Below are 10,661 nucleotides of genomic sequence, written 5' to 3' on the forward strand. Positions count from 1 at the left end.
GTTCCGGCGAGCGCGCGCCACTCCGTACTATCCTGGTGCCTATGAGCATGCCAGCAGCAACACCGATGCCCACTATGGATGCCGATGTCGTGACGGAATCGAACCGACCCTGGCAGTGCATTGTGTGGGATGACCAGGTTAATTCGATGAGTTATGTCACCTACGTGTTCCAGATGCTCTTCGGCATGGACCGAAAGAAGGCGCACGCGCTGATGATGACGGTTCACACGGAGGGTAAGGCAATCGTGTCTTCCGGTGAGCGTGACAAGGTAGAGGCCGATGTGAAGAAGCTCCACAAGGCGGGCTTGTGGGCAACAATGGAGCAGGCTGACTAAGCCGATATTCGACAGCGGGAGAGAATTTACATGCGTCCTTGGAAGCGCAAGCGATCCCTTCTCGGCGGTGGCATCAAGTACGTCACGGCTTTTGAAGGCACGGAGCGGGATTTGCTGCTGAATCTGGCTGCTACTGTGGCGGACTCGCTGATGGAGCGAGCCCGGTCGGCGCCGAAGGATGAGCTCGCGGAAATGACGGGAATGCCCGTCGGACACTCCGAGGCCCCAGCCGATCCTAAGCTTGCGCGACTGTTGCCGGACTTCACCAAGCCGGGTGAGGAGAGCGTGGAGGGGGAAAACGCCCTCATGCGCCAGCTGCATGAGTCGGAGATTGTAGAGAGCAAGCTCCATTCCCTGCGTGCGATTATCGACGCACTGGAGCCCGCCGAGTCGGGGCAGGTATCCATTTCGGAAAGCGATGCCCATGCCTGGGTTGCAGGAATCAATGACCTACGTATTTACCTGCACGTTTCCATGGAGAACCTCAATGGCTCCATCGAGCAGATTGAGCAGACCGACGCGATGTACCAGTGGCTGTCCTACAACCAAGAGTCACTGCTGGATCAGCTTATGAGTGAGTAACGAATCCGAGCAAAACCCCGAAAGATGCAGTAATCAACTGAGGCTAACTGCCATGAACTGTGGTGAAAGGTGCCGTAGGCGACAATGAATTCTGAGATTTTCGCAATCAGCCCCACCGACATTCGACACCAAGCCAGCAGTGCTGCGTTGGGCACGAGCATCGACATTGGCGCAGGATGTCTCGACTCCATCGACGGCATCTCCATCGGCCATGCTGCTGAGGGGGATACCGGAGTCACCGTCATCGCCGCTCCAGGCGGTGCTGTCGGCGCTGTCGATGTCCGCGGTGGCGGTCCTGGCACTCGCGAGACCGACCTGCTCGCACCGGAGAATACCGTCGAACGCGCCCACGCTGTCGTTTTGGCTGGCGGCTCCGCATACGGCCTTGCAGCTGCCGACGGAGTTATGCGCGAACTGCGTGACCGCGGCATTGGCTTTGAGGTCACTCCAACTCGTCCAGATATCCTCGTGCCCATCGTTCCCGGTGCTGTCATCTTCGACTTGCTGTTAGGTGAGCCGACGCTGCCCACCGCTGAACTCGGGCGCGAAGCGTTGTCGCACGCGCTTGACGACGTCCCGGAGGACACTCCCTCCGGAACAGTAGGTGCCGGTGTTGGCGCTATGGCCGGGGCAATTAAGGGTGGTTTTGGACAAGCCCGTGTGACCTCCGCCGATGGTAAGTACTTTGTGGCTGCCGCAATGGTGGTTAACTCCTTTGGTGCAGTCATTGACCCGGAGGGACACCTTTACGGAATGCCGGCGGCTGCCGGTGCCAGCAAGGAGGCATTGGCCCAGTTGGACCAGATTTTCGTCGGTAGAACCAAGATTCTCGCAGATGCGGCTGGCGACGGGGAGTCGTCGGCAAGCACGCGAAACACGACGATTGGCACGTTGATAACCAATGCGCCGGTGACGACTGCGCAGTTGAAGCGGTTGGCGATGTGCGGTCATGATGGGCTGGCACGAGCGATTCGGCCGGCTCATGCACCGATGGACGGTGACACGCTGTTTGCGCTCAGCTCGGCCGAGGCAGCGGATAGCGAAAACGCTGAACCCGTGGGCTCGGATGTGGTGGCGCTGTTGGCTGCGATGGCGGCCGATGCGGTGCAGATGGCTATTGTCGATGCCGTGATGAGTGCAACGGGGCGCGCGGGAGTAGCCGCGCTGTCAGAGATGCTGGACAAGTAGTGAGGGAAGTTCGCCAATGAATCCGCAATGGAGCTCGGGACAACAGCAGAATTACCAGAACTATGCGCAGTACCCGATGCGCGGTCCCGTGCAGACGCGGCGGAATAATCAGATTGTTCCGCAGGATCGCGACGGCGGGCTCGGGGCGGCCATCAGTACGGCTATTGGGTACCTGGTACTTATATGGACGGTCTTTCTTGTCAACGATTTCATCTTTGGTGGGGCGCTGAACAACTTCGGTGTGCGCCCACGCGAAACCTCGACGCTGTGGGGAATTTTGACCGCACCGCTGCTGCACGCAGATTACGGGCACATTGTGGCGAACTCTCTGCCCGGGGCGTTGTTCGCCGGTTTGATTGCAATGTCGTCGAAGCGGCTATTTTGGCAGGTCACGCTCTTGATTACGGTCGTTGGTGGCGGTCTGACATGGCTGGTCGGCGGTGTAAATACCGTCCACATCGGTGCGTCCGGCCTGATTTACGGCTGGCTGGCGTTTTTGGTCGTACGCGGTTTCGTGAACCGTCGGGTGATGCAGATTATTTTGGGCGTGATTCTGGCATCGATGTATTCGGGTCTTATCTGGGGAGTGCTGCCAACACAGATGGCTGTTAGTTGGCAGATGCACCTCTTCGGTGGGCTTGCGGGCATCTGGGCTGCGGTGATGTTTAAGCGCGGTCGCGCACGTGGCTAAGAGCCCGAGGTAAGCGGCATCAGCTCCTGGCGGAAACGGCCTAGAATAGGAGCTTCGGTGTTTGACCAACGATATGAGGAGTCCAGATAGCGGTGGGAGCAGAAGCAGGAACTCAGGCAGTCAATCAGCTGACGGCGCAGGATAGCGGCTTCCCCGACCGAACAGCGCCGATTGGCATCTTCGACTCCGGTGTCGGTGGGCTGACAGTGGCGCGTGCCATCATGGATCAGCTGCCGCACGAGTCGATTATGTACATCGGCGATACTGCCAACGGCCCTTACGGCCCGCTGCGCATCGCCGAGGTTCGTCAGCACGCTGAAGCGATCGCCGATGAACTGGTTGCACGCGGCTGCAAGATGATAGTCATTGCCTGCAACACTGCTTCGGCCGCATTTTTGCGTGATGCCCGCGAGCGCTACCCAGTCCCAGTAGTCGAGGTCATTCTGCCCGCCGTGCGCCGTGCGGTCTCGACCACCAGGAACGGAAAAGTCGGCGTAATCGGTACCGCCGCCACGATTCGCTCCCGTGCCTACCAAGATCTCTTTGATGCAGTGCCCGGCGTGGATGTCTCCGCGGTCGACTGCCCGCGATTCGTGGACTTTGTCGAGCGAGGAATTACCTCTGGTCGCCAGATTCTGGGACTTGCAGAGGGCTACCTCGCGCCATTGCAGGCCGATGGTGTAGATACGCTCGTGCTGGGCTGCACCCACTATCCGCTGCTGTCTGGTGTGATTCAGCTGGCCATGGGGGAGGACGTCGCCCTAGTGTCCTCGGCGGAGGAGACGTCGAAGGACGTTCTGCGCATCCTCACAAAGACCGACATGCTCGCTGACCCGGAGAGTAATCCGACCCCTGTGCGCACATTTGAATCCACTGGAGATCCGCAAGTTTTTGCATCACTGGCAAAGCGCTTCCTCGGGCCCGGTATTAGCCAGGTCACTATGCATTCCCAAATGTGACCTTTCTTATTAAATCCAGACACTCCATTGGTTTTTTGCTCGGTTTTGATCAATTACATGGCAAGCTTGAAGTATGCGATTGAAGGTTCTGGGATGTACAGGCAGCATGGGTGGCCCATCGGCGCCAGCATCTGGCTACCTCATTGAGCTGGATAACGGTCGAACCTTTGTCATTGATTTGGGTCCCGGTGTCCTCGCCGAATTGCAGAAGATCTCTGATCCTGCAGCTTGTGATTTGTTACTAACTCATGTGCACCCAGACCACACTGCAGACATTCCAGGGCTGCTCGTCTGGCGTCGCTTCCACCCGACAGCCCCGGCGAGTTCCCGGAATCTCCTGGTTGGCCCCGGAGACATTCACGACCGGATAGGCACCATGTGCAAAGCACTGGGAAGTGAAGAAGATGCCAACCTGGAAGACACTTTTGACCAGGTTGTGAGTAGCCCCGGTGAACCACTGTTAGTCGGTGGGGGCGAAGCGGACGGAGGCGCCGTCGTCACGCCGTATAACATGGTCCACCCGGTGCCAGCTGTTGGATACCGCATTGAAGCAGATGGTCTGACCATTGCATACACCGGAGATACTGCGTGGACCGATGAACTGGTGGAGCTGGCGCGGAATGCGGATATCTTCATCTGTGAAGCCACATGGTGCAGTAACGAAGAGGGCACCCCGCCGGACATGCACCTGACGGGCTATGAGGCCGGAAAGGCAGCGACGCTGGCGGGGGTCAAGAAGCTGGTGCTGACTCACATTCCGCCATACGCCGACGGTGAGGAAGCACTGGGTGCTGCGAAGAGTACCTTTACCGGTGACGTTGAATTGGCCTACCTGGGCATGGAGCTAGGCGGCTAGTCTCATCGATTATCGGGTTTCCGTACAGCTGTCGCACCGCTTTCGCGCCGGGCGGTAGGGTAGTTGGCATGACTACAGCTAATTCCGATTTTCGCCGTGCCGATGGACGCGCGGTTGATGAAATGCGCAAGGTGACCATCACTCGTGGCTTCACCGACAATCCGGCAGGTTCTGTGCTGGTTACTTTCGGCAATACGCGTGTGATGTGCACCGCTTCCGTTGAGCAGTCGGTGCCGCGATTCAAGCGTGACTCCGGCGAGGGCTGGCTGACTGCTGAGTACTCCATGCTGCCGGCCTCTACCCACGAGCGCATGCCCCGCGAGTCGATGCGCGGCAAGGTCAAGGGTCGTACCCACGAGATTTCCCGTCTAATCGGTCGCTCGCTTCGCGCAGCTATCGACTTGAAGGAACTCGGTGAGAACACCATCAACATCGACTGTGATGTTCTGCAGGCGGATGGTGGTACTCGTACCGCCTCCATTACCGGTGCGTACGTTGCGCTGGCTGATGCCCTGACCTACCTGCATGCAGCGGGCGCAGTGCCGGGCACCCCGCTGAAGGCACCAGTCGCAGCTGTTTCGGTCGGCATTATTGACGGCCGCGTCTGCCTGGACCTGCCTTACGAGGAGGACTCTCGCGCTGAGGTCGACCTCAACGTGGTGATGACCGCAGAGGGCAAGTTCGTCGAAATCCAGGGCACTGGCGAGGAAGGCACCTTCGACCGAGGTCAGCTGAATGACATGCTCGACTCTGCGGAAAAGGGTCTTCGTGAGCTCATCGCCCTGCAGCAGGAAGTTCTGCGTGCGCCGTACCCGGGTGAGCTGCCGTGAAGCTCCTTGTCGCTACCCGAAATTCTAAAAAACTAGTCGAGCTCGACCGCATCCTGCGTGCGGCGGGTATTGATTCGGTGGAGCTTCTTTCGCTTAGCGACGTCCCGGAGTACCCAGAGCGCCCTGAAACCGGTCGCACTTTTGCGGACAACGCCTACATCAAGGCTTTCGATGGTGCGACACACACCGGCTACGCGTGCTTGGCTGACGATTCGGGGCTCAGCGTAGATGAGCTAAACGGTATGCCGGGTGTGCTCTCGGCGCGCTGGTCCGGCACCCACGGAGACGATGTCGCTAACTACGAGCTGCTGCTCGCTCAGATGGGGGACTGCCCAGATGAGCGTCGTACGGCGTCCTTCCGTACCGCTTGCGCGTTGGTCGTCCCCGGTGTCAAGGAGGTGCCGTCCGCGCTAGCCGACGGCGGTTTCCCAGCCGTCCTCGATGAAGCCGGTAACCTGCTGCTGGTTGTAGAGGGCCGCTGGCCTGGCTCCATTCTGCGCGAGCCTGTTGGGGACAATGGGTTCGGCTATGATCCGGTGTTCGCGCCCGCAGTTGGAGAGGGCAACGAAGCTGAGGCCACTTTGTCTGCGGCACAAATGAGCGCCGAAGACAAGGACGCTTTTAGTCACAGGGGGCGTGCACTGCGTGCCTTGACTCCGGCGCTGAAAATCCTGGCTGAGGCAGAGTCTGAGGGATAGCCCTGGGGTGAGCCCACGGGCGAGCCCTCGGGCTGCCGAGAGCCCGCTACTTCAGCTGGAAAGCGGTCTCGACTTCCTCGCGGCGCTTCTTCTCGACGAAGAAGGAGAGGAACGGGACTACGCCACCGAGCGCGGTGATAATCCACTTTGCTGGTTCCCAGCGGGCCTTGGTACCCAGGTTTACGGTGGCAATGAGGAATGCCATGTAGCCGAAGCCGTGAATCTGGGCGGTGTAGAAGAACCACCGCGGCGCGTCGGCGGAGTTGTCGAGGATGAGGTACTTGTAAATCATCTCGGCACACAGCAAGAGCAGCATCACACCCGTGAAATAGGCGGTGACGGAGAAGTACGTCAGCGCCTTCCTTACGCGCTCTTGACGATCTGGATTGATGTTGGTCACTAAAAGTCCTTTTCTCGAATAAGCAGTTATCGCCTAGGCGTTGGTGCCAGAATCCGTCGATTGTGTCTCATCCACACGCTGCACCTTTCGCGAGCCATCTGGGTTGGTCGGCAGGAAGTCGTCTGGAATTTCCGTCATGACATCGTCTTTAGCCTCAAATGCGGCCTCGCTATTGCCGCTCAGGCGTTCGCGTTCGTACTCCATGTACTTGCGGTAGGCCCAAATAAAGAACAGGCCGAAAGCTGGCCACTGCAGTGCGTAGCCCAGGTTTTGGAATGAGCTGGTTGTGTTCCACCTGCTGAGCTGCCAGTAGGCGAGTGCAAGAGTGGCGCCGACTGCAAGAGCCAAGAAGATTAGTTGCACCACGCGGGTACGAGTGGGAATCTTCGCTGGCTTGTCAGTGGTATTGGAATGCTGTGAAGTGGACACATAACCACCATAGCTAGTCCGTGACCTGCCAAGCTAGCGCGCTCGCTGGATAAGGCAGGGGATCCGGCATTACGAATTCTGCTAGGACATTAGGAAATCTGCGGCGAACCCGTTAAAGTGTGTACAGTCCAAATGAGCTGTGAAAGTTCGTTGTGCCTGTAGGTGGCTAATAAGTAGTCCATGCTTACGGGGACTGTACGTAACTGTCACGGATTCGCGACGGGCGCCTGTGGCGGAATTGGCAGACGCGCTGGATTTAGGTTCCAGTGCCTTAGGGCGTGGGAGTTCGAGTCTCCCCAGGCGCACACATAAATACCCCGTGACTATGCAGGTCACGGGGTATCTTCGTTCTCCAGCCCGTCAGATTTTCCGCCCTCATTAGGCCGCGTGCCCAAAATCTGGCCCATTTCCCGCCCGATTTCACCCAGTCCGGTGTCGAACAGATGAGAGCACGCATCGAGGGTGATGGACGGGCGCGCGCGTGCCCCAGCTGCCTATGCACCTGCATGACATTGGCACTAGAGGCAATGAGCAGTGAGGCAGAGGTGTGAGGAGGTCATGACAGCCTAGTCTCTTAGGAAACGTGTCATCGTCATCCGCGCACGTGCTCATGGTGGAGGTCCACCAGGAATGTGAACCCGTCGGTAGAGCAGCGGGTCAGTAAACGGGTCGCTGTGGAGGGTGTACCGCACCAGCTCGGCAGGGTGGCGGCCTGCAACCCGTGGGCGCAGCTGCTCGACAACCTGCGGCGGCATAGAGATGGTGCGCTCTCGCCAGTCTTAGTAGTCTCGCCTATGACCGTGCGGTCCGTCTCCGAGCGCGTGACCGTCTTGGAATAGACCCCGGCGGTGACAGTTTCGCGCCACGCGTCCAGTGCCGCATTGACTGTCTCCACCGCAGAGTTCACCGTGCGGTCTGCTTCGGCCAGCGTCTCGGCGTAGTCGGAGTCTATCTCTGCGCCAAGGGTGGCACGCTGACGTGCCTGCTTACCCTCCACCGCGGTCATGCGCCGCTCACGCTCGACTTTCACCTCGTTGTAGGTACCAGTGCGCTCCGTCACAGCGCCTGGCACGCCGCTTCGGCGCGATCAAAAGTCTCCTTTTTCCTAGGTCACGTACAGGAAACGCCCGGCGCGAGGGCACTGCTGCATGGGGCGGTGCACAGTCGCGTCGGGCGGGGTGTGTGGATAGGTGGCAGGTGGGCTATGTGACGAGCTGCCCAACCCGTTGATATGAAATATCGAGCAGCGTGGCTGTATCGCGGTAGGCCAATCCCCGGTCTACGAGGTGGCGGGAGGCGCGAGCAGTTGCGGCTGCGGCTGCCGCCTTTTCCACGAGGAGGGTACGGTTACGGGCAATAGCTGTGGCGGCCTCCTCCCCGCGGGGAGTGTCCATCTGAATGACTATCTCGGCGGTGTCCGGGTCTGTCTCTATCTCCGGGTACAGCTCTAACGCCCGGCGCAACTGTCTTTTTCCTCGACAAGGTTGCGACCCTGGGTGAATAGTCCTGAAACCTGGGGCACTGCAACAGCCCACCGGTCTCCGGAGCGTTCCACCTTTGCTGTGTATGTAGGCATGTGCCAAGTTTCGTGGGGCAAGCTGCTCGTGTCTAGAGGAGTAGACACGGGCTAGCTCGGCTTAGGGTAGCCGAAAGGTATAGGTCTTTCATTGAGGCAGGAAGTGAACCATTCTATAAGTGACAGTCGCCCAGCTAATAAAATACCGCGGGGCAGCTTGTCGCCAACGGTTTGGTAAGCGTACTCACGGAAGGCTCCAACCATGCGCACACGCACAATATCCCTACTCACAGCGGTGGCAATCAGCGTCGCCAGCCTAGGAACAGCAGCGCCCGCCCAGGCCCAAGTGGACGAGAGTCTTGGGTCTATCGCGATTCCCTATGTCCTATCTGATACCCCACTTGACGAGGGCACCACCGCCGTTCGGGCTGTCAAGGAATATGGCCCCTGCACCCTATGGCTGGACTACATCCACTTACGGAAGTCAGGTAACTGGGGAACCATTGGCTTCAAGCCACACACAAAGTGCAGCGTCCCAGTCACGAGTATCAAACACAGCTCCGACTTGAGGTACAAATACTACACCGCGTGGAGGCTTGCCCTAAGCGGGGTGCGCGATTCTGCCTACAACACGAATCGTCTAGACCAGAACAACATTGCATTTACATGTAACGGGAAAGTAGATACCCGCTTCATCGGTGTCACGTTGGGAACTATCGTCTATCGGGGGAAGACCTACTACGCCCGAAGCTACTCCGAGGTCGCCAATCTCCCATGCAGGGTGTAGAACCATGACTATGAAAGTTGTTGTCTGCGTCGTTTATCCCCGCTATCCGGATAACACGGAACCTCTCGGCGGGTTCGTCGAGTCCGAGGAGACCGCCCGCAAGATAGACGACTGGTGGCGCGCGCAACCTGGCGACATGATTGGCACCTGGGAAGATTTCGAGGTCGAGGTCAATAGCCGCGACCAGATTCTCTACGGGGTATTTAGTGGTACGCCCGCCCACAAAATTGACGAGCCAGACTATTACGACCCCATCTGTCACGGGGTGTACACAGACCGTAAGGTAGCTGAGCGCGAGGCAAAACCTAAGACGATGTGGGCGGCCAACAACTGCCCTCCGAAGTTTGTGCTTCCGTTCCGCCTGGGCTGGAAGTTTGACCGGTATTTCCCCGATGGAAAGCCCTGGCCACCAGACCAGCTGTAGGCCTCCCGCAGAACGCAAGAATATTGCCTATGAAAATTGTTGTCTGCGTCGTTTATCCCCGCTACCCGGATAACACTGAACCTCTCGGCGGCTTTGTCGAATCCGAAGAAACTGCCCTCGCGATTGACAACTGGTGGCGCGCGCAACCCGGCGGAATGATGGGCACCTGGGAAGATTTCGAAGTCGAGGTCGAAAGCCGCGACCAACTCCTTTACGGAGTGTTCACCGGCACCCCCACTCTTGAAATCACCGATAGCAACTTCTGGGACCCCATCTGTTACGGGGTGTACACCGACCGGGAAGAAGCCGAGAAAGCGACTAAGCCAAAATCAATGTGGGAAGCGAACAACAGTCCCCAGAAATACGTCCTCCCCTTTCGCCTGGGCTGGAAATATGACCGGTATTTCCCCGATGGAAAGCCCTGGCCGCCAGACCAGTTGTAGGCCTGCGACAGTCCCGCCTCTTTTGGCGGGAACACAAAACGGGGCAGCCGCACAGCGCGTGTGAGTACCATTCTGGGAAACCTCTGTTCGCTCATTCCACTGCGTAGGGCGATCGAACCTGTCGATACAATGACGCTGCTCGAATCGTAACTTGAATCGTAAGGTGGAAGCAGGGAGGCAACTTGAGCATCTCGATGCATCTGGATGAGTACATGGCGCGTCGTGGCATAGTTCCCGACGACACTGTGGTCAACGATGATCCCTGCGCAATCTTCGACGGCAAAGTCGAGCGCGACGGTAGGTCGCAGCAGGACCTTGAAGAGTCAGAGCGGCGCTTAGAAGAAGCGGAGTCCGCAATCTTGGATGCGCTAGGCGATTAATTGGCGAAAACTGAGCGTTCTAGTCGCACATTGACGCTCATTCTGAGTGTGATGTTCATCACCGATTAGGTGTAAATCGACGCAGTCATCGTGGCTTCATTTTCCGTAGCCGATGCTGCCGCGGGGATGAAGCGCAAGTAGTT

The 10,661-nt window shown here is 58.4% G+C and carries 15 protein-coding genes and 1 tRNA gene; 12 read left to right on the top strand and 4 right to left on the bottom strand.

Features of this window, described 5'->3' with window-relative positions; translation table 11 throughout:
• The first annotated feature begins 41 nt into the window (after nucleotides 1-41).
• The 8 genes from clpS to HMPREF2614_RS10410 all read left to right on the top strand — a co-directional run bounded on the left by clpS (nucleotide 42) and on the right by HMPREF2614_RS10410 (nucleotide 6,139).
• Complete coding sequence (gene clpS, locus HMPREF2614_RS10375) at nucleotides 42-335, top strand: ATP-dependent Clp protease adapter ClpS (RefSeq protein ID WP_005511165.1); 294 nt, start codon at nucleotides 42-44, stop codon at nucleotides 333-335.
• Nucleotides 336-365: 30 nt separating this feature from the next.
• Entirely contained in the window at nucleotides 366-917 is a 552-nt protein-coding gene (locus HMPREF2614_RS10380; RefSeq protein WP_038628003.1) for a DUF2017 domain-containing protein, read from the top strand.
• 84 nt (nucleotides 918-1,001) lie between these two features.
• Nucleotides 1,002-2,105, top strand: a complete 1,104-nt coding sequence (locus tag HMPREF2614_RS10385) for a P1 family peptidase (protein WP_038628006.1) — start codon at nucleotides 1,002-1,004, stop codon at nucleotides 2,103-2,105.
• A gap of 16 nt (nucleotides 2,106-2,121) precedes the next feature.
• The gene (locus HMPREF2614_RS10390; RefSeq protein ID WP_038628009.1) at nucleotides 2,122-2,796 is read left to right on the top strand and encodes a rhomboid family intramembrane serine protease; all 675 of its coding nucleotides are present in this window, start codon (nucleotides 2,122-2,124) and stop codon (nucleotides 2,794-2,796) included.
• 92 nt (nucleotides 2,797-2,888) lie between these two features.
• A complete protein-coding gene (gene murI / locus HMPREF2614_RS10395) occupies nucleotides 2,889-3,755 on the top strand; it encodes a glutamate racemase (RefSeq protein ID WP_370547405.1) in 867 nt (288 codons plus the stop codon).
• A gap of 73 nt (nucleotides 3,756-3,828) precedes the next feature.
• The gene (locus HMPREF2614_RS10400; protein ID WP_038628014.1) at nucleotides 3,829-4,611 is read left to right on the top strand and encodes an MBL fold metallo-hydrolase; all 783 of its coding nucleotides are present in this window, start codon (nucleotides 3,829-3,831) and stop codon (nucleotides 4,609-4,611) included.
• 68 nt (nucleotides 4,612-4,679) lie between these two features.
• Nucleotides 4,680-5,441, top strand: a complete 762-nt coding sequence (rph, locus tag HMPREF2614_RS10405) for a ribonuclease PH (protein ID WP_038628017.1) — start codon at nucleotides 4,680-4,682, stop codon at nucleotides 5,439-5,441.
• Complete coding sequence (locus HMPREF2614_RS10410; protein WP_038628019.1) at nucleotides 5,438-6,139, top strand: non-canonical purine NTP pyrophosphatase; 702 nt, start codon at nucleotides 5,438-5,440, stop codon at nucleotides 6,137-6,139. The genes rph and HMPREF2614_RS10410 overlap by 4 nt, the downstream gene beginning before the upstream one ends.
• 46 nt (nucleotides 6,140-6,185) lie before the next feature.
• Here HMPREF2614_RS10410 and HMPREF2614_RS10415 read toward each other — a convergent pair whose 3' ends face one another.
• Nucleotides 6,186-6,539 (bottom strand): DUF3817 domain-containing protein, encoded by a 354-nt coding sequence (locus tag HMPREF2614_RS10415; RefSeq protein WP_005511118.1) that lies wholly within the window; start codon nucleotides 6,537-6,539, stop codon nucleotides 6,186-6,188.
• Nucleotides 6,540-6,572: 33 nt separating this feature from the next.
• Nucleotides 6,573-6,968, bottom strand: a complete 396-nt coding sequence (locus HMPREF2614_RS10420; protein ID WP_038628021.1) for a hypothetical protein — start codon at nucleotides 6,966-6,968, stop codon at nucleotides 6,573-6,575.
• Nucleotides 6,969-7,191: 223 nt separating this feature from the next.
• On the opposite strand from HMPREF2614_RS10420, the gene HMPREF2614_RS10425 reads away from it, so the two are divergent.
• Nucleotides 7,192-7,273: transfer RNA gene (locus HMPREF2614_RS10425), tRNA-Leu, on the top strand.
• 287 nt (nucleotides 7,274-7,560) lie between these two features.
• Here HMPREF2614_RS10425 and HMPREF2614_RS10430 read toward each other — a convergent pair.
• Nucleotides 7,561-8,028, bottom strand: coding sequence for a hypothetical protein (locus HMPREF2614_RS10430; RefSeq protein ID WP_141745480.1), 468 nt, complete (start codon nucleotides 8,026-8,028; stop codon nucleotides 7,561-7,563).
• A gap of 142 nt (nucleotides 8,029-8,170) precedes the next feature.
• A complete protein-coding gene (locus tag HMPREF2614_RS10435; RefSeq protein WP_141737473.1) occupies nucleotides 8,171-8,362 on the bottom strand; it encodes a hypothetical protein in 192 nt (63 codons plus the stop codon).
• Between the two features lie 913 nt (nucleotides 8,363-9,275).
• Here HMPREF2614_RS10435 and HMPREF2614_RS10445 point away from each other — a divergent pair.
• The 3 genes from HMPREF2614_RS10445 to HMPREF2614_RS10455 all read left to right on the top strand — a co-directional run bounded on the left by HMPREF2614_RS10445 (nucleotide 9,276) and on the right by HMPREF2614_RS10455 (nucleotide 10,518).
• Nucleotides 9,276-9,695, top strand: a complete 420-nt coding sequence (locus HMPREF2614_RS10445; protein ID WP_038628031.1) for a hypothetical protein — start codon at nucleotides 9,276-9,278, stop codon at nucleotides 9,693-9,695.
• 29 nt (nucleotides 9,696-9,724) lie between these two features.
• Nucleotides 9,725-10,138, top strand: coding sequence for a hypothetical protein (locus HMPREF2614_RS10450; protein ID WP_038628034.1), 414 nt, complete (start codon nucleotides 9,725-9,727; stop codon nucleotides 10,136-10,138).
• Between the two features lie 182 nt (nucleotides 10,139-10,320).
• Nucleotides 10,321-10,518, top strand: a complete 198-nt coding sequence (locus HMPREF2614_RS10455) for a hypothetical protein (RefSeq protein WP_038628037.1) — start codon at nucleotides 10,321-10,323, stop codon at nucleotides 10,516-10,518.
• Nucleotides 10,519-10,661 lie beyond the last annotated feature (143 nt).

This window comes from Corynebacterium sp. HMSC074C11 (assembly GCF_001809455.1).
GTDB lineage: Bacteria > Actinomycetota > Actinomycetes > Mycobacteriales > Mycobacteriaceae > Corynebacterium > Corynebacterium amycolatum.

Excerpts from the sequence above, each read along its gene's own strand:
- clpS (WP_005511165.1), top strand. The coding sequence starts at position 42 with ATGAGCATGCCAGCAGCAACACCGATGCCCACTATGGATGCCGATGTC.
- HMPREF2614_RS10380 (WP_038628003.1), top strand. The coding sequence starts at position 366 with ATGCGTCCTTGGAAGCGCAAGCGATCCCTTCTCGGCGGTGGCATCAAG.
- HMPREF2614_RS10385 (WP_038628006.1), top strand. The coding sequence starts at position 1,002 with ATGAATTCTGAGATTTTCGCAATCAGCCCCACCGACATTCGACACCAA.
- HMPREF2614_RS10390 (WP_038628009.1), top strand. The coding sequence starts at position 2,122 with ATGAATCCGCAATGGAGCTCGGGACAACAGCAGAATTACCAGAACTAT.
- HMPREF2614_RS10400 (WP_038628014.1), top strand. The coding sequence starts at position 3,829 with ATGCGATTGAAGGTTCTGGGATGTACAGGCAGCATGGGTGGCCCATCG.
- rph (WP_038628017.1), top strand. The coding sequence starts at position 4,680 with ATGACTACAGCTAATTCCGATTTTCGCCGTGCCGATGGACGCGCGGTT.
- HMPREF2614_RS10435 (WP_141737473.1), bottom strand. The coding sequence starts at position 8,362 with ATGGACACTCCCCGCGGGGAGGAGGCCGCCACAGCTATTGCCCGTAAC.
- HMPREF2614_RS10445 (WP_038628031.1), top strand. The coding sequence starts at position 9,276 with ATGACTATGAAAGTTGTTGTCTGCGTCGTTTATCCCCGCTATCCGGAT.
- HMPREF2614_RS10450 (WP_038628034.1), top strand. The coding sequence starts at position 9,725 with ATGAAAATTGTTGTCTGCGTCGTTTATCCCCGCTACCCGGATAACACT.